We start from the raw sequence: 17,740 nt of genomic DNA, 5'->3' as shown, positions 1-17,740 counted from the left end.
TGCTGGTGGCTCAGCAGCGGCACTCGACCGATATCGCGCAGATACGAACGCACCAGATCTGCATCAGGCAGAAGGGACAGGGGCGCCATCGATCAATTACGAAACCGACTGGTTTCGTAATTTACCACCGTTGCCGGGATTTCTAACCCCACACCCGATTGGACTCTGCTGGGAAGATTCGCCACAATGATGAGGCTCAATCCGATCACCCGGTGACAAACACGCTTTCTGCACCGCTCGTGACCGCCGCAAGTCTTCTCGTAATCGAGGACGACGACTCAATCCGGGAGACCGTGGACGAAGCCCTCAGAGCCGAAGGCTTTGTGGTGCAATCCTGCGCCAACGGGGCTGAGGCTCTGTCGACCCTCACCAGCTCCAGCCGCGAAGCTGTGGATCTGATCGTTCTCGATCTGATGCTGCCTGGGCTTGGAGGCCTGGATCTCTGCCGCCAGCTGCGCAGCCAGAACAACAACACACCCATCCTGGTGATCAGCGCCAGGGATAGTGAAACCGACCGGGTGCTCGGCCTTGAGGTCGGAGCGGACGATTACCTTGTCAAACCTTTTGGGATCCGCGAACTCGTGGCGCGCTGCCGCGCTTTGCTGCGTCGTTCACAGCCACCGAACGTCGTGGAGGACTGCACCAATGAAATGCAGCGCCACGCCAATCTCTGCCTGTATGCCCAAGAGTGCCGGGTCACACGTGACGAGCAAGATCTCAATCTCTCGCCGAAGGAATACCGCATCCTTGAGTTATTCATCAAGAACCCCAAAAGAGTCTGGAGTCGGGATCAGCTGCTTGAGAAGGTCTGGGGGATCGATTTTGTCGGCGACACCAAAACCGTTGACGTGCACATCCGCTGGCTTCGGGAAAAAATCGAAGACCAGCCCTCCTCGCCAAAACACATCCGCACAGTGCGCGGATTCGGATATCGCTTCGGATAACGACGATGTCAACGGAATGGACGCTTGGACTTGCGACCGGCCTCGTGATCGGGACTGGCTTGACCTGGCTGATCCAACGCCAACAAAGACGAACTCGCCAAAGGGCTGACGCCCGCGCGAAAGAGCGCAAGCCCCTCAGCACCCCCCAGCTGCTGGCCTGGATCGATGAAGCCACTCAAGGCTGGTTAATCCTGAAACCGGATTTGAGCATCGCCTACATCAACGGCAAGGCCGAACGCCTATTGCGCATCTCCCATCAAACCCTGGTTCGAGGCCAAAGACTCGACGAAGTGCTCCATGTCGACCCAATCAATGAGGCGATTGTGAGCGTGCGTCACCAGCAACGCCCTCAAAGAATCGAATGGGACATGCGTGGCGAGCCGCTCGAGACGATCGTGCTACCTGGATCAGACGAATGGCTCCTGCTCTTGCTGCAGAGTCGTCAGTCCCTAGAGGCCCAACAACAGCAGCAAGAGCGGTGGGTGAGTGATGTCGCCCATGAGCTCAAGACGCCTCTCACAGCCTTAATGCTCGTGAGCGACAGACTCGAAACGGCCGTCGGGGAGGGCGACACCGTACTGGTTCAACGTTTGCAAAAGGAATTGCGACGCCTGCAACTCCTGGTCGAAGACCTGCTGGAGCTATCGCGGCTGGAGAACAGCCTGCCCATGGACAACGACAGCTATTCGCCGCTGATGCTGAATGAACTGGTGGCGAGTGCCTGGGGCAGCATCCGGCCCCTAGCCGAACAAAGGGGCGTCAGCCTGGCAATCCGGGATCAGATCACGGCACCGCTCCGAGGAGACCAGCCACGACTGCATCGCGCCATCCTCAATCTGCTCGACAATGCACTGCGGTACTCACCCGACTGCAGCCAGGTGGAGGTGGAGATCCAGCCCAGCGGCGGCTGGTGGTTGCTGGCTGTTCGCGACCACGGCCAGGGACTCAGCGAGCCAGACCTCGAAAAAATGTTCCAGAGGTTCTACCGAGGAGATCCCTCCAGGACCCGATCCAATCAAAGCGGCAGCGGGCTGGGTCTAGCGATTGTGCAGCAAATCGCTGTCAACCACGGAGGCAGGGTGCAGGCCCGCAACCACCCCGGTGGTGGCGCCAGCATGGAACTGCTGTTACCTCGAAACACCGACAACGTCTGAAGTGTGGTTCGTCCCGGTCAAGGCCCTTGAGCAACAATCACAAGCCTGAAACAAGTTCTCCGGCTGGAGCCCCCCGCGGCGACCGCCTGCAAAAACTGATCTCTGCCGCCGGGATCTGTTCCAGACGCCATGCAGAGGATTGGATTCGAGCCGGACGCATCAGCATCAATGGCAGGGTGGCTCAGCTAGGGGACCGAGCCGACCCAAGCCAAGACCACATCTGCGTGGATGGGGCACCGATTCCAAGCGCACCCCAACCGAGGCTGTTGCTACTGAACAAGCCCAAAGGGGTCATCAGCAGCTGTCATGACCCGCAAGGACGCCCAATCGTGCTGGACATGCTGCCGATCGAACTCCGTCAAGACGGCCTACACCCCGTCGGCCGTCTTGACGCAGACAGCCGCGGAGCACTGCTGCTCACAAACCAAGGAGAGCTGACTCTTCATCTCACTCACCCCCGCTACTCCCACCCCAAAACGTACCGGGTCTGGGTCCGGGGCAAGCCGAAACACAGCACCCTGGAGGCATGGCGCCAGGGACTGCCCTTGGATGACCGCATCACCCAGCCCGCAACGGTTCGTGCTCTGGAGCACGAACGTGGAGAGACCTTGCTGGAGGTGGTGTTGCGAGAGGGCCGAAATCGCCAAATCAGGCGGGTCGCGGAACAGCTGGGCCACCCGGTGATCGATCTTCAACGGATTGCAATCGCAACCGTCGCTCTCGGATCCTTGGCGGAGGGTCGCTGGCGCCCTTTAAACAAGGGAGAATGGCGTGCATTGACCAGCACGCCGCGATGAGATTTCCCAGGCTCTGGCCTCGGCGCAGATCGTCCCAGGCGACAAGCGGTTTCACAAGCGAGAGTTCTGATCAGATCACGCCCTTGCAGCAGGCAGGCCAGCTGCTCAAAGAACGGCGGGAACAGCGAGGGCTAAGCATGCGAGACCTCTCACGAGAGGTGCGCATTACCACTCCCGTGCTTGAAGCCCTGGAGAGAGGATGGAGTGATCGCCTGCCCGAAGCCGCTTACCTCGGCGCGATGTTGGCCCAACTGGAGCGCCACCTTGAGCTGGCACCCGACAGCCTGCAAGGGGCCCTCCCCACAACGACGAACAGCAAGCTGCGGGGCAAAACCACTGGCAATAGCCGCTTCACCATCGGCAGTATTGACATCGTCAGCACCTGGCAAGGAAGCGTGGTGTATGGGGTGCTGATGCTGGGGACATTGATGGCGCTGAATCAGCAACAGCGCCACCTGACCCAACGCAACAGTCAGCAACTACAACCGATCGCACCGACGGCGGCTGACCTCCAGATCAGCAACCGCACGCAAGGGAGCGAACCTGGACTGCCTGGGCTGCGACCGCTTGAAGACGCCCTGAGACGCCCACTGGTGCAGTGGTTACCGCCAACGTCAGCCACAAGCAATGATCCTCAGACCATCGCCTCCGAGGATCGCCAGGCCCTCGGCCTACTGCAGCTCAAGCTCAGTCAGCCGAGCACCATCCGTTTTTCCAGTGCGGGTGGAGACCGTAGTGAACTGAAAGGCAGCCAGGGGCAGTTAACCCTGCAACTGCTGGCACCGATCAGTCTGAATCTGCAGCCCCCTCCGCAGCCAGAGGATCAAGTGCTTTGGAATGGTCAGCCTCAACAACCCATTAGCGATCAACCTGGTCGCTATCGCCTACCCCAAAGCGACCCCCGCTCGCCGTAACCCTTGAGGGCGTCTTCTACCGCATGATCCAGGGAGGGAAGACGCCAGATCCAGTTACCACCAACCGTGCCGGGGGTGTTGAAGCGCGCAGCATCATCAAGATGCAAGAGATCCTGCAATGGCGTCACCACCAGACCTGCGGGAGAGGCCAGCCCGAGCTCAAGCAGTTGCCAGCCCGGAGCTGTGACCTCTTGACCCACCGCCTGGGCCACCCGCTCCCTGGCGTCAGCATCCAGTCCCTGCCACCAACCAATCGTGGTGGGGTTGTCATGGGTACCGGTGTAAACAACCCACTGGTTGCCGTGGATATTGTTCGGAAGGTAGGGGTTGTCTGGATTGCCGTCGAAGGCGAACTGCAGGATCTTCATTCCCGGCAGGTCGAAGCCGTCACGCAGGTTTTCCACATCATCGGTGACCACCCCCAGATCCTCAGCGACCAGGGGCAAGCGGCCATCACCATCAGCTTTCAAACAGCGCAATAAAGCATGGCCCGGTGACGGCTTCCAGACCCCTCGAGCGGCGGTGTCATCGCCACCAGGTACGGCCCAGTACGACGCCAAAGCACGGAAATGATCCAGCCGCAGCAAATCCAGAAGCTGCCACTGACGGCGCAAGCGCTGCCGCCACCATTGGAACCGGGTGAGGCGATGCCGCCACCAGCGATACACCGGAGTGCCCCAGAGCTGACCGGTGGCGGAGAAGTAATCGGGCGGCACACCGCTCTGGGTGGTCAACGTGCCGTCTGCCTCGATGGAGAACAAGCGACGATGACTCCAAACATCGGCACTATCACGGGCGACATAGAAAGGGAGATCGCCGAAAATACGAACTCCAAGCTCATCCGCGAACGCTCGCAGACCTCGCCACTGCTGATCAAGCTGCCACTGGAGCAATCGCTGAGCCTGCAAGGCCCGTTGATGGTCTGCTTTCCAGGCCCGCAGAGCTCTGGCTCGATGTCGAGCAAACGGGCGAGGCCACTCCCACCAGGGCAGGCCCTTGTGCTGCCTGCGCAGCTCCACAAAACAGACATGCTCTTCCAGCCAATCCCCCTGGGCTAAACACCAGCGTTCGAAACAGCGGTGTCGTTCAGAAGACTGTTCCTTCCAGGCCTTCTCCAGCTCCCGCGCGAGAGCCTCGGCCCGCTCATCAGCAAGCTGGCAGTCCAAAGCTTGCAGAGGGCCGGAATCGGCTGATTGTCCAGGCAGAGCGTTCAGGGCCTGCTCTGACAGAAAGCCCTGATCGACCAGATCCTGGCCATCCAGAAACCAAGGGTTGATCGCAAAACTGGACGGGGAGCTGTAGGGGGATCCAGTGCCGTCAGTCGGCGCCAACGGCAACACCTGCCAGACACCGATGCCGTGACGAGACAGAGACTGCAACCAATCACGCGCCGCAGCTCCGAACCCACCACAGACAGGACTTCCCGGTAGGGCAGAGGGGTGCAGCAGAACCCCAATGGCTCCTGCAGGTGCAGGGGCAGTGACCTCTGTAGTGGAAGACAACACCATCGCCAGGATCACGACTTGGGCAACTCGTAGCGCTCGATGATCTTCCGCGCGAAGGCTGGTAGATGGCGACCGTACTGCTTGGGATGGTTCCGCCGTACCCAAAGGGCATTGCGCGTGAAGTGGGAGTCAATTGAAAAGCGTCCGTACTCCAGCCCCTTCGGACCGATGCGCTGCACAACCCAGCCAACGACCTCAGCCAACCACATCGGCAGCTTGATGGCCTTGTCATAGGCATCGATGCCCTGTTGCACTGCCGCCCGCCGATCCCCCCGGCTGGTGACAGGGGCGATATCGAGATCCGCTTCGATTAAATCCAGCAACTCAGCTCCGAGCTGATTGCGCACCACCAGCCATTGGCGGCCAAATTCAGCACCCATGTAGCCCACCACTAAATCAGCCCCAGCATTGGTGTAGTCGAAACAGCTCAGACAGCTCGGAGCAAAGACATCCTTGAGGCGGGGTGTATCGAGACCAAAGAAGGGAACTGTTTCCTGGCGACCGTCCTTGTGGCGGAAGTGAATTCGGAAATCCTGCATGAACTCGTAGTGCACCACCGTGTCCGGGGAAGCACTGGCGCTGTGCAGAAAGGTGTTCAAACCCTCACGGGAGACGTTGTCCACACAGGGCAGACCGAGCACATAGAGCTGTTCCAGCGGCAAGGTGTTCTGCACAGCCCTCAAGGCTTGGATCTGACAGCCAACACCAATGGCCAGCAAGCGACGGATACCGCTGCCCGGCAACTGCTCAAGCACAGACAGATTGTTGGAGAGGGTCGGTTTATTCACCCGTGCTGCAAGCACCTCTTCAGGCGTGCGGGCCAGAACCGGCATCGGTGTGAAGCGGTCATCAGGGCTCTGCTGGACACAGAGCACGGCATCGACCAGACCACTCTTGAGAGCTTGAACACCAAGGTGGCTGACGATCCCGGTCCACTGCGCACCATCGATTGGCTGACGCATGCGGGCGGTGAGCATGCGCTGCTGCACACCGAAATAAAGCTCATCGTCATTGTCGAGGTCACGACTGCGGCCGTGGTGGCGCTTCTCCATCCCCTCGAAATCCTGATGGAGAAACGCGCAGGCCTGACGCACGTAGGCAACCCAACGTGAATCACAAAGACCACAGTCGCTGCAGAGGTCCTTGGCTGGCCGCACCACATCCCGTGGAATGGGCCTGGCCCGTTCATGGGGAGCGGGGGAAGCAGGGGCTTGCGTCACAGATCGGGCGGGCCTTGACGCTTCCAACGCTAAACAGCTGAAGTTGAGCAAGACTGGGCACCCTTTGAAATCAGCACGGCTGATGGCTGCCCCGGCACAGGAACAGGACACCCAAAAGGGCAAACAGCGCCGTTGGCTTGGTCAGCATCCCCTGAGGACAGTGCTTCGGATTGCAGCCACAATTGGCAGTGTCTGGGTGGTGGGAACAGCCCTGACAACGCTGTGGCCGAAGGCCGACCGCGTCGCACCGACGCTGCCTTCAGCCGATGCCCCCTCCAGCTTGGCGCCCTTTCCCAGCACACCGGTCACGGTGATGGTGGTGGGTGTGGATGCGAATGGCATCAACGATTCGATCAACAGAGCGGCACCGCAAGGGCCAGCCAATGCCGACAGCCTGATGTTGATCCGGGTGCAGCCAGAGAGGCCACTTCAAATTCTTCAGCTTCCAACAGAACTGGGGGTGAACCTGCCGGGGGCCGCCGCGATGCAACCCCTGGCCAGGAGCTACCGCGAGGGTGGTGTGGCGCTGACCGCCGATGTGGTCGCAGACGTGGTCGGACTGAAAGAAGGTGAGCCAAGCCGCTATGTGGTGATGCCTCGCAGGGCACTACGCACCCTCGTGAACGGTCTCGGTGACCTCGACGTGCGTCTCAATCAGACCCTCAGCCACACCGATCAACGCCAGAACTACAGCGTCAATCTGCAGGCCGGACGCCAGACCCTCAATGCAGCCCAGGCTGAGCAGCTGGCCCGGTTCCGTCCTGATCCCCTCAAGGACCATGAACGGCGCCTGCGGCAGCAATGGCTAGTTCGTGCCATTCACGATCAGATGCTCCAGCCCAACGCCATTCTCGTCTTGCCTGGATTAGTGAATGATCTCAGCAGCCAGGTGGAGAGCGACATGAACAGCCAGGAGTGGCTGAGCCTCGCCGCAGCAGCTCTGAGCAGCAAACAACCCCCCGTCATCTCCACCTTGCCGCTGGCTCCCAGGGCAGGGGAGCAACCCCTGCGGCAACTCAAAGCCGGGGCCCCCTTCCCACTCTGGCCGCCAAAAAACTAAGGGAATGAAAACAACCCTTCAGCGTCTGAGCTGACGCTGCAACACGGTCACCAAGGCATCCAGGCCCTCATCACCGTGATCGGCCATCCAACCTGACCACGGCAATCCATCCCGGCGCCGTTCGCTCAAGCGCCAGGCACCTCCAATCTGGATCAGGCCGATCAGAGGAACACGGCGGCTTTGACAAAGAGCGAGATAAGCCGGAACCACGCCAGGGATTGCCCCATCAGCAAGAGGTGTTGCCAACAACAAGGTGGGAACCCGCCAAGCGCCAAGGGCATCGATCCAGCAACTGCCATCAACAGCGACTCGACCGGAATCACCGGCCAACCGCACCAGATGAGGACCATCACGATGCAGGTCAGCCAAGAACGACTGGGGAGACTCGCCGACTGCAATGGTGCTCAACGGGACCCCAAAGGCTTCTGCGAGGGTTGTGCAGGCCCCGCGCATCAGCAGCTCGGGCAGGGGCCCGGCGCCAATCACCACCATGGACTGATCGAGCATCAGCAGACCTTAACGAGCTTGAACCACCGACCTGTGATGAAGGCCGTCAGGCTCGGCACTACCATCGGGTGACAGCTGTTCTCGTTTGCGGGAGTCGTGACCAGTTTTCTCACTGCAGCCCGTGCAGAGCAGGAGAAGATCCACCAGGACAATCGCCGGCTTCGCCTGTTCAGCGGTACGGCGAATCCGGCTCTCTCCCAGGAGATCTCAGCCTATCTGGGCGTTCCAGACGGCCCGAGGGTTTGCAAGCGCTTCGCCGACGGCGAGCTTTACGTCCAAATTCAAGAATCGATCCGTGGCTGCGACGTTTTCCTGATCCAGCCGACCTGTGCTCCGGTGAACGACCACCTGATGGAGCTGCTGATCATGGTCGACGCCTGTCGTCGGGCCTCAGCACGTCAAATCACAGCGGTGGTGCCGTATTACGGCTATGCGCGAGCCGATCGCAAAACAGCTGGACGCGAATCGATTACGGCCAAACTCACCGCCAACCTCCTAGCCAAATCAGGCGTGGACAGAGTGCTTGCGATGGATCTTCACTCTGCTCAGATCCAGGGTTATTTCGATATCCCTTGCGATCACATCTACGGCTCCCCAGTCCTGGTTGACTACCTCTCCGCCCAGGAGCTTGGCGAGGTGGTGGTGGTGTCACCGGATGTCGGTGGTGTAGCCCGGGCCAGGGCATTCGCCAAACAGATGAACGATGCCCCGCTGGCGATCATCGACAAACGCCGAACTGGTCATAACAAGGCGGAAAGCCTCACCGTGATTGGTGATGTGAAGGACAAGACCGCAATTTTGATCGACGACATGATCGACACAGGCGGCACGATCTGTTCCGGTGCACGTCTGCTTCGCCAGCAGGGTGCCCAGCGAGTGCTGGCCTGCGCAACACACGCTGTCTTCTCCCCGCCAGCCTGTGAGCGCCTCTCCGCGGATGGTTTGTTCGAGCAGGTGGTGGTCACCAACAGCATCCCGATTGCATCCGACCGAACATTCCCCCAGCTCAAGGTTCTCTCGGTAGCCAACATGCTTGGTGAAGCGATCTGGCGCATTCACGAAGAAAGCTCTGTGAGCTCGATGTTCCGCTGAAGTCGTGAAAGCTTTTGCATTTCAGGGCAAGCGGCCCGGGATCGGTCCACAGACCGGGCGAGGCTTGTTCACTCCTTTCGGTGCAGGGCTCGCCGCGATTCTGAGCTTGGCGATCGCTCAACGGGCAAACGCCGAAGCCGCGCCTCCTCCAGCTTCGAGGGCCAACCTCAGCCAACTTCCGATCAACGGGCCGCCACCCAGAACGCTGGGGGTGTGGATCACAAACAGTCCGAGTCCTGTTTATTACAGCCATGCACGCATCCGCCAGGCAGTGGAGGAGCTCCAGGCGGCCGGTTTCAACGCGATCTATCCGAATGTCTGGAGCAGGGGCACGACCTTTCACCGCAGTCAATTCGTCCCCGTAGAACCACATCTCGCCGCTGCCGGACTGGAACTGGACCCGATCTGCACCCTCAGTGCAGAAGCCCGCAAACGGGGAATGAAGGTGATCCCCTGGTTTGAATACGGCCTGATGGAGCCCGCCACAGCGGCGGTAGTGCAGGACCATCCCGAATGGGTGCTTGCGAAGGCCAATGGCAACACGATCATGAGAATGCACGGCAAGGAGATGGTCTGGCTCAATCCCGCCCACCCAGAGGTGCGGGAACGCTTCATCGGCTTGGTGGTGGAGGTCCTCAAGCGCTGCCGCATGCATGGCCTCCAGCTCGACGACCATTTCGCCTGGCCGGTGGAAATGGGCTACGACCCCTACACCGTGGCCCTCTATCGGCAGGAAACCGGTGTGGAACCTCCGCGTGATCACACCAACCGCATCTGGATGACCTGGCGACGTCGCAAGCTCACAGGCTTGCTCAGGGAGTTACGCGAGCGCCTCGGCCGTGAAGCCCTACCAAAACGTATTTCACTGTCACCAGGCCCCTTCCGTTTTGCCTACAACCATTGGTTGCAGGACTGGGAGCTGTGGGCAGTCGGTGAGCTGATCGAAGATCTTGTGGTGCAGAACTATGCCTATTCCCTCAAAGGTTTCGCGAAAGATCTGGATCAACCCGCGCTGCGCAAAGCGCGGCAATGGGGAATGCCTGTGCAGATCGGAGTGCTTGCAGGCTTCGGAAAACGAACGACTCCGATGCCAGTTCTTGCGGAAAAAATGCGTCTCAGCCATGAACGAGGCTACGGAGTGATTTTCTTTTACTGGGAAGGACTTTGGGGTGCACATTCGGGTCGTGAAGGAGCGACCTTCAGGCGCAAAGTCTTCCAGCAGCTTGGAACTACTCCTGGGGAGTCAATCCTCGAGCGATCGAAATGATTCCATCAAAAAACCCCGCTCTAGGGCGGGGCAGGAACGCGACCTAACAATGCGGAGGTTCAGTCTTCGCCGTCTTCCATGGCTGCGCTGTCGCTGTGAGTGGCTGCTGCACCTGTTGGGATCAGACGGATCGCCTTCTTCCCAAGCTTAATTTCGAATTCATCGCCAGGCTCAAGATTGAGCATTGCTGTATAGGCCTTACCGATCAGAAGGTTGCCATTGCCCTGAACGGTGGCCACATAAGAGAGCTTGCGGCCACCCTTGCCGATTCCCTTTGTGCCGCTTCCCAGGTCAATGCCCTTGGCATTGAGAAGAGCCTCATAGAAGCTGGTGAAGTTAACCCGTTGACCACCGTCTTTCTTATCAGAAACGTACCCACAGGCCGTGGCCAGATCAGTCTTGGAGACATCACCCAATTCCTTGACTTTGGCCAGCAGTTCAGATCCAGTGAGCATTTCCATTGTTGAAATGAATTACTAGAAACATACACACCCATCACTTAATCAGGCAAGACAGAGATCGTTCAAGAAAGACTTGTCTCAAAACATGAAAGACCATTGAGCAATTGAGTGAGTACAAAAGCCCACCCCATCAGTGAATCGATCAAACTTCTCTTCCTACCAACAGACAGTCTCGATTGCGATTATCAGGGCAACCAACAACCAAAGGGGAACAGGCCGATTCGGCCTTGAGCAAGCTCTTGCCACCTGCTTGAGCCCCTGAATCGCCCACCATCAGCAGTCGCTGGGCATCCCCGCCATCAACAGAGCCGCCAGACCTGGCCGTGGCAAGCCAGCGAAGCAGCAGAAGCTGTGGAAAAAGAGGCCTATTTTCGCGTCCAACCAAGCGTAAAAAGCGCCAAAACAGCCCAAAAGCCGATAAACTGTGGAAACCCCATCACCCTGCCGGTCTCCTGACCGGCTTTTTTGTGGAAAAAACAATGGCAGCAGTCGCCTCGAAAAGAGGCCGACAACATTGATGGGTTGAAGAGCTCACAATCAGGCCATCATCATGTCCACCACCTCCCGGGTATTGGCGGACAACTCTGCTGACTCCAGCAGTGCCAGCCCCTCAAGCACCTGACGCTGACGCTCCTTGCTGTAAAAGCGCCAACGGCTAAACACCTTCGCCAGTCGGGATGCCGTGATCGCGTTGCGCTGATCCACTTCGATGATCTGCTGTGCCATGAAGCGATAGCCGCTGCCGTCCGCAGCATGGAAGACCACAGGATTTCCAGCCAGGCCTCCAAGAACCGCCCGCACAGCATTGGGGGCCATCGGATCGAAACGAGGATGGTCGAGCAAGGTCTGAATCCGCTCAAGACCATCGGCGCGTGGAGTGGAAGCCTCCAGGGCGAACCAAGTGTCGAAGATCACCGGACGCTGCTGCCAACGATCGTGAAAACGCTGCAAAGCCTTCTCTCTCTGAACACAATCGAGGGGCTGGAGGACACGAAGGCCATAACGGGCCATGGTCATCGAGGGGCCAGTGACCGCATCTAGCGCCTGATCCCTCACCTGTTGATCACCCGCGGCAGCAAGCCAGCTCCAGATCAAACCAGTGAGCTGCCGTTCACCCTGACCTTCAGGCCAGACCTGATCGAGCTGTGGCCCCATCTTCTCCAACCGGGCCTGCAAAGGAATGGCCAAGGCTGTGCCCAGCTGTTCTCGCAAGGCACAACCGGCCAGATAGAGGTCAAGAGGTTCAGCCACCTCCTGCAGAGCCTCAAGCTCGGCTCCGCCAGGGAAACTCAGCAGAGTGACGAGAACAGCGGGATCCTGCTCACCATCAGCGGCCAGCAGAACCTCCAAGGAGGCCTGCATCTGTTTCTCCAAGGCACTATCAACGGCACCTGCGGCCCGGGCCAAGAGCAAACGCTGCCAGAGCTGTTGGCCTGCATCCCAACGGGCGAAGGGATCGTTGTCATAAGCAAAGAGATGGAACAACTCCTTCATCGACTGATCCGCCTGCCAACGCACTGGTGCGGAGAACTGGCGAAACAGTGACAAGGCTGGTGGTTGTTCAGCTGGAGCAAGCCCCTCCAGAACAAGGGTCTGCTCCGGCTGATCCAACACCAACAGCTGCTCCTCCCCTGGTTCACCATCGGCAGCAACCAGAGACCACAGGAGAGGAATGACCAGCGGCTGCTTATCAGGCTGCCCGGGGGTAGCTGCCGTGGTCTGACGGATGGTGAGAGTCAGGCGCCCATGCTGTGGATCCCAACCACGCGCAATCTGCACCTCGGGGGTGCCGGCCTGGACATACCAACGTTCAAATTGTTCCGGATCAAACCCCAAGGGCTCGCCGTCCTGGAGCGCTCCCTGCAGGATCGCTGCGACAAAGTCGTTGGTTGTGGCCGCTTCACCGTCATGCCGACGGAAATAAAGCCCCATCCCCCGCATGAAACGCTCCTTGCCGAGAAGGGTCTGGAGCATGCGAATCAACTCTGCCCCTTTCTCGTAGATCGTCGTTGTGTAGAAGTTATCGATCGCTTGGTAGGCATCTGGCTTCACAGGGTGTGCCGTAGGGCCAGCATCCTCCCGGAACTGGGTGTTGCGCAGCATGGAGGCATCCTCGATGCGCTTCAAGGCCTGTGAATGCAGATCAGCCGTGAAGCACTGATCACGGAAGACGGTGAGTCCCTCCTTGAGGGACAACTGGAACCAATCACGACAGGTAATGCGATTTCCGGACCAGTTATGGAAGTACTCGTGGGCAACAACGCTCTCGATCCGTTCCAATTCGCCATCCGTGGCCGTTTCCGCATCAGCAAGCACCAACTTGGAATTGAAGATATTGAGACTCTTGTTCTCCATCGCGCCCATGTTGAAATGGCGCACGGCAACAGTATTGAACTCGTCAAGGTCGTATTCGAGGCCATAAACCTTCTCATCCCAGGCCATCGAACGCTTCAGCGATGCCATCGCATGCGCCGTGAATGGCTCATCACCGGGTTCCACATGCAAACGCAGCGCCACATCCCTGCCAGATGCGGTTCTGAAGCTGTCGCGAACCTCGCGCAAATCACCCGCCACGAGAGCAAAGAGATAGGACGGCTTCGGGAAGGGATCGTCCCAAATCGCTTCGTGACGACCGGAGGCCGAGGCCACCTCCCCGGTACGAATCAGATTGCCGTTGGAAAGGAGCACTGGATAGATCTGCCGGTCCGCTTCAATGCGAACCCGGTAGCGACTCAGCACATCCGGACGATCCGGATGGAAGGTAATGCGGCGGAACCCTTCTGCCTCGCACTGGGTGGTGAGCATGCCCCCACTGGCATAGAGACCTTCCAGCGATGCGTTCGAGCACGGATCAATCCGGCAGACCGTGGTCAAGGAAAAAGGCTCTGAAGGCGGATGATGCAGCACCAATCGGCCGGTCTCGACGCTGTAATCGACGGAAGCGAGCAGCCGATCATTGATGCGGATTTCGAGGAGCTCAAGCTCCACGCCGCACAAATGCATCGCTTCTGAGTCAGCACTTGATGCGCGCGGCTCCACCGCCATCGTGCTGGTGACCTGAACCAGCCTGTCCTGAATCACCACATCCAGACTGACGCTAGGGATCGCGAATGGATACGGCCGATAATCGAGGAGACGCACAGTGGAAGCTGGGGCCATAGGGATCGCTCAGTCACCTGATCCTGGCGTGTCCACTGGCCTTGGGTGACGTCAGGCGCTCACAGGGGCTGAAAACCACCGACGCAAAAAGCAAGAACGCATCCTTTTCGAGCCGACGAGAAGCGCGCACGCATTGGGCTGGATGTTGGCCTCAGCCAATCGGAACCCCCGATCAAGAGACCATCGAAAAAGCCCACAGTTGCATCGCGATGCAACTGTGGGCTTGGATTTAGGCGTGAAGGAACTGAACTGGATCAGTTGCCAGCAGAGGCGCTCTGCTTCTTGATCGCCTCTTGGACCTTTGCCTTCACATCGGCAGGAACAACATCAGGGCAATACTGAATGGCACCGGTAATGATCTGGAATTCAGCACCTGCAAACAACTGCTCGTTCGTGAGTTTGTTGCTGCCGGCCGACGCAACCATGCCGCCATGACGACCGTTGAGGATCTGCACATAGGTCGCTGAGGCAATGCCCACCGCCTTAGGGAATTCCACCTTGGCCGCACTAGCGTTACAAACGTATGACGAGCCCATCCCCCGGTAGAGGAAAATGTCCTCTTGAGCCGCCGGGGTGGAGCTTTCAAGCTGCTGGGCATGAGCAGCTGGATTGACCAGGCTTAGGGGTGCTGCGGCCAGTGAAGCCGACAACAGAACTCGAATGCTGCGGGAAAAGTTAAACAACTGACGGAATCGGATCTCCGAGCCATCGTGCCCCATATAAGGGGTGATCGACCAGTCAATCGATGACTAAATCTGATTGAATCGGCAAAACTCCCCCATCTGAGCTTTTGGGCGATCAGGCCGAGATGGGCTCAGTGGCATCCTCCATCCGGGTTTCATGGTGGTGCTCCACGATCGCCAGTTCGCCGTTCTGCCAGCTGTAAATCGCTCGGGAACGATAGCGGTCCTGATCGATCAGACGGGTGTGTTCAAGGATGTGCCAATCGGCATAATCCGATTCGAACACCACTTCATGCTCATCCACCTGACGGATCTGAGTGCGAACGGGCATGTCTTCTAAGTAGGCCCTATCCCTTTGGAGCTGATGGCCAAGCAGGGTGGCCTCCATCTGGCCTTCTTTTCGATAAGGGAGCTTGCGTTCGAAGGTCTCAGTCTCCTTCTCCGGCCACCAAGTGAAGCGGTAGCGAGGCACTCCAACGGCAGATTCCGCAAAGATCTCGACGCGGATCACCATGTCGAGATAGAGCACTTCATCGTGCTGAAAAATGTATTGCCGCCTTGAACGCCACAACCCCAAGTTGCGAGCGAACCAACGCCTCAGATTGCTGTCCAGATTGAATCGCTCACTCGGGGGTGGGCCATCAGGGGGAGTCTGGGCGCCCCGTCGCTCGAGAGGGAGTAACGGCATAACAGGCCCTGCAAGACAACAGTCTGTACAAGATCGTCATAGCGAATCTCTCCGACGCTGCAAAAACCCATAAGGTAAGCGTCATCTTTGACAATCTCCGTCCTGTGGATGGGAGTGCTCCCAATCCGCGTCAGCCTCTGAAGCTCCTGCTGGTTGCCAGCAGGCACCATCTGTCCAGCGGAGACATCCGATCCCTGATTCAGTTCCTTGAGAGTGAGGACTGCGGATTTGAAGTCACCCTGCAGGTGGCAGATCCAACCAGCCACCCTGAACTCCTGGAATTGCATCGGCTGGTGGTGACACCTGCACTGATCAAGCTGCAGCCCGCCCCCAAGCAGGTCTTTGCCGGAACCAGCATCTTCCAACAATTACGGGGATGGGTGCCACGCTGGCAACAGGATGAAGTGGTCAGCGGCCTCGGGCTCAGCCTCCAACCCACAGAACTGGACGGAAGCCGCACTCAGCGGGAGCTGCAACTGGAAGACCAGCTTCTGGTACTGCGCCAGGAGAACGAAACCCTGATCGACCGACTTCAGGCGCAGGAACGCCTCTTACGAATGGTCGCCCATGAACTGCGAACACCCCTCACCGCAGCCACCTTGGCGCTCCAGAGCTTGCAACTCGGCCAGATCGATCACAACCGCTTCCAGGACGTCCTGAAACGACGACTTGAGGAAATTGCCCTGCTGTCAAAAGATCTGCTCGAGGTTGGCAGCACGCGCTGGGAAGCCATGTTTAATCCCCAGCGACTCGATCTCGCCAGCGTTGCAGCCGAGGCCATTCTCGAGCTGGAGAAACAGTGGCTGGGCCGTGATGTGGGCATCCACACCGATATCCCTTCCGATCTTCCCAAGGTCTATGCCGACCAGAGACGGATGCGTCAGGTGCTTCTCAACCTGCTGGAGAACGCATTGAAATACACCCAAGATGGCGGCAAGGTGTCACTCAGCATGCTGCACCGCACCAGTCAGTGGCTTCAGGTGAGCGTGTGCGATAGCGGGCCAGGAATTCCGATCGCGGAGCAGCAGCGGATCTTCCTGGACCGTGTGCGCCTGCCGCAAACCTCTAGCGAAACCTCAGGCTTCGGAGTGGGACTATCGGTCTGCAGGCGCATCGTTGAAGTGCACGGAGGAAAGATCTGGGTGGTCTCAGCACCGGGAGAGGGTGCCTGCTTCTTCTTCACGGTTCCGGTCTGGCAGGGACAGGATCAGGCCAAGTCAGAGAATGATGCGACCAGTTTCTTGACGGAGGGTCCGTCTGAACCGTAATTTCTTTTGGTGCTCGGGAACACAACGTTCCGAACACGGCCTCGCCCCCATCGTCTAGAGGCCTAGGACACCTCCCTTTCACGGAGGCGACAGGGGTTCGAATCCCCTTGGGGGTATCAAAATCGCCTTAAGTCAAAGGCAAAAGAATTCATCGAAGTCGATCATATTCACTAACAAGAAATCTAATAACTGGAAATTTTCACGTCAGTGCATCAATCATGCCTGACCGAGATGCTGATCTTTTCTAAGGGAATCCATCCATTCCCTTGATCCCTAGAGCGACGCGCGCAACATCAAACGCGATCTGAGCTGCAAGCTGTTGACCTATGCCAATTCAGGTGATGCCTGCCGACGGAGAGCTTCCTGCTCAACCGCCAGGAGATTGGCAGTGAGGTCGCTTCGGAGACGCTGCTCAATCAAGCCAACAGGCATTCCCATGCAACCTTGCACAGTGAGGTCGTACAGCAGAGACGTTCCATCAGGCAACGACTGAAGCCGCCAAGAGCCCTCGAACCGACGAAAATCGCCCTTGATCATCCGGAACTGGAGCAACCCCTCAGGTCGATACTCCGTCAAGGCCAGTTCCACCTGCGCCGTAAAGGTGAGGCCGAGAAGCTGCTGACTGCCAACTTGGGCAAGATGAATGCAATTGTGCTCTCGCGACAACACTGCACTGCTGGCGAGGTTGGGGATAAAGCTGCTCAGCTGGTCGTAATCGGTCAGAACCTGCCAGAGCAGATCCAGATCTAAGGGTGTCCGCAGCTGCACGGCCAGACGCCGGGTCCCATGCGGCAACCGTTCCATGGTCTGCTCAATGGTCTGACGACGCACACCAAATCCAGGCACACCTGCAAAGAGAGTGCGGGGTTTGACAGCAGTGGGATCAGAGGACGGCAAAGGGAGGTCGCAGCGAATACGGAGAAGTGGAATCGAACAACTTTAAGCTCGCTCCGGACATAAATGGTCCAGAGACGAAGCAAGCAATGCAGCAAACGCACAGACGAATCGCTGCAGGCGAAGC

At 58.6% G+C, this 17,740-nt stretch carries 17 protein-coding genes and 1 tRNA gene; 9 read left to right on the top strand and 9 right to left on the bottom strand.

The window, feature by feature from the left end:
* A partial coding sequence (locus DXY16_RS04440) for a sigma-70 factor domain-containing protein (RefSeq protein WP_136989217.1) occupies positions 1 to 89 on the bottom strand: 89 nt, incomplete at its 3' end.
* Positions 90 to 212: 123 nt separating this feature from the next.
* Between DXY16_RS04440 and DXY16_RS04435 the strand changes: the two genes are divergently transcribed.
* The 4 genes from DXY16_RS04435 (at position 213) to DXY16_RS04420 (ending at position 3,809) form a co-directional block, all read left to right on the top strand.
* Positions 213 to 944 (top strand): response regulator transcription factor, encoded by a 732-nt coding sequence (locus tag DXY16_RS04435; RefSeq protein WP_115119900.1) that lies wholly within the window; start codon positions 213 to 215, stop codon positions 942 to 944.
* A 5-nt stretch (positions 945 to 949) separates the two neighbouring features.
* The gene (locus DXY16_RS04430) at positions 950 to 2,098 is read left to right on the top strand and encodes a cell wall metabolism sensor histidine kinase WalK (protein WP_115119888.1); all 1,149 of its coding nucleotides are present in this window, start codon (positions 950 to 952) and stop codon (positions 2,096 to 2,098) included.
* Between the two features lie 26 nt (positions 2,099 to 2,124).
* Positions 2,125 to 2,895, top strand: coding sequence for a pseudouridine synthase (locus DXY16_RS04425; protein ID WP_115119887.1), 771 nt, complete (start codon positions 2,125 to 2,127; stop codon positions 2,893 to 2,895).
* 83 nt (positions 2,896 to 2,978) lie between these two features.
* Positions 2,979 to 3,809 carry a helix-turn-helix transcriptional regulator gene (locus tag DXY16_RS04420; RefSeq protein ID WP_244281544.1) on the top strand — a complete coding sequence of 277 codons (831 nt, stop codon included), beginning with the start codon at positions 2,979 to 2,981 and terminating at the stop codon, positions 3,807 to 3,809.
* Here the strand turns inward: DXY16_RS04420 and malQ are convergent.
* Positions 3,773 to 5,317 carry a 4-alpha-glucanotransferase gene (gene malQ / locus DXY16_RS04415; RefSeq protein ID WP_170953842.1) on the bottom strand — a complete coding sequence of 515 codons (1,545 nt, stop codon included), beginning with the start codon at positions 5,315 to 5,317 and terminating at the stop codon, positions 3,773 to 3,775. The two genes, DXY16_RS04420 and malQ, sit on opposite strands and share 37 nt — an antisense overlap.
* 8 nt (positions 5,318 to 5,325) lie before the next feature.
* The gene (locus DXY16_RS04410) at positions 5,326 to 6,534 is read right to left on the bottom strand and encodes a Coenzyme F420 hydrogenase/dehydrogenase, beta subunit C-terminal domain (protein ID WP_115019926.1); all 1,209 of its coding nucleotides are present in this window, start codon (positions 6,532 to 6,534) and stop codon (positions 5,326 to 5,328) included.
* An 82-nt stretch (positions 6,535 to 6,616) separates the two neighbouring features.
* On the opposite strand from DXY16_RS04410, the gene DXY16_RS04405 reads away from it, so the two are divergent.
* A complete protein-coding gene (locus tag DXY16_RS04405; RefSeq protein WP_244281543.1) occupies positions 6,617 to 7,594 on the top strand; it encodes an LCP family protein in 978 nt (325 codons plus the stop codon).
* Between the two features lie 18 nt (positions 7,595 to 7,612).
* Here the strand turns inward: DXY16_RS04405 and DXY16_RS04400 are convergent, their stop codons facing one another.
* A complete protein-coding gene (locus DXY16_RS04400) occupies positions 7,613 to 8,101 on the bottom strand; it encodes a hypothetical protein (protein ID WP_115119882.1) in 489 nt (162 codons plus the stop codon).
* 96 nt (positions 8,102 to 8,197) lie between these two features.
* Here DXY16_RS04400 and DXY16_RS04395 point away from each other — a divergent pair, with 96 nt between their 5' ends.
* Together DXY16_RS04395 and DXY16_RS04390 are read left to right on the top strand one after the other, a co-directional pair.
* Positions 8,198 to 9,193: a ribose-phosphate pyrophosphokinase gene (locus tag DXY16_RS04395; RefSeq protein WP_115119880.1), complete on the top strand. Its 996-nt coding sequence runs from the start codon at positions 8,198 to 8,200 to the stop codon at positions 9,191 to 9,193.
* 181 nt (positions 9,194 to 9,374) lie between these two features.
* Positions 9,375 to 10,460, top strand: a complete 1,086-nt coding sequence (locus DXY16_RS04390) for a glycoside hydrolase family 10 protein (RefSeq protein WP_244281545.1) — start codon at positions 9,375 to 9,377, stop codon at positions 10,458 to 10,460.
* A gap of 59 nt (positions 10,461 to 10,519) precedes the next feature.
* Here DXY16_RS04390 and DXY16_RS04385 read toward each other — a convergent pair whose 3' ends face one another.
* The 4 genes from DXY16_RS04385 to DXY16_RS04360 all read right to left on the bottom strand — a co-directional run bounded on the left by DXY16_RS04385 (position 10,520) and on the right by DXY16_RS04360 (position 15,451).
* Positions 10,520 to 10,915, bottom strand: a complete 396-nt coding sequence (locus tag DXY16_RS04385; protein ID WP_115119896.1) for an AbrB family transcriptional regulator — start codon at positions 10,913 to 10,915, stop codon at positions 10,520 to 10,522.
* 543 nt (positions 10,916 to 11,458) lie between these two features.
* Positions 11,459 to 14,080, bottom strand: a complete 2,622-nt coding sequence (gene pepN / locus DXY16_RS04375) for an aminopeptidase N (protein ID WP_115119876.1) — start codon at positions 14,078 to 14,080, stop codon at positions 11,459 to 11,461.
* A 254-nt stretch (positions 14,081 to 14,334) separates the two neighbouring features.
* On the bottom strand, positions 14,335 to 14,799 hold the full coding sequence (locus tag DXY16_RS04365) for a cAMP phosphodiesterase (protein ID WP_244281542.1): 465 nt from the start codon (positions 14,797 to 14,799) through the stop codon (positions 14,335 to 14,337).
* A 79-nt stretch (positions 14,800 to 14,878) separates the two neighbouring features.
* Positions 14,879 to 15,451 (bottom strand): hypothetical protein, encoded by a 573-nt coding sequence (locus DXY16_RS04360; RefSeq protein WP_115119872.1) that lies wholly within the window; start codon positions 15,449 to 15,451, stop codon positions 14,879 to 14,881.
* 104 nt (positions 15,452 to 15,555) lie between these two features.
* Here DXY16_RS04360 and DXY16_RS04355 point away from each other — a divergent pair, with 104 nt between their 5' ends.
* Positions 15,556 to 16,719: a histidine kinase gene (locus tag DXY16_RS04355; RefSeq protein WP_115119865.1), complete on the top strand. Its 1,164-nt coding sequence runs from the start codon at positions 15,556 to 15,558 to the stop codon at positions 16,717 to 16,719.
* Between the two features lie 43 nt (positions 16,720 to 16,762).
* Positions 16,763 to 16,835, top strand: a tRNA-Glu gene (locus DXY16_RS04350).
* 208 nt (positions 16,836 to 17,043) lie between these two features.
* Here DXY16_RS04350 and DXY16_RS04345 read toward each other — a convergent pair.
* Positions 17,044 to 17,616, bottom strand: coding sequence for an SRPBCC family protein (locus tag DXY16_RS04345; RefSeq protein ID WP_371410864.1), 573 nt, complete (start codon positions 17,614 to 17,616; stop codon positions 17,044 to 17,046).
* Positions 17,617 to 17,740: the final 124 nt, after the last annotated feature.

The organism is Synechococcus sp. UW105, from assembly GCF_900473935.1.
Taxonomy (GTDB): Bacteria; Cyanobacteriota; Cyanobacteriia; order PCC-6307; family Cyanobiaceae; genus Synechococcus_C.
The sequence above is the reverse complement of the archived record's forward strand: the minus strand, read 5'-3'. Positions and strand labels throughout refer to the sequence as shown.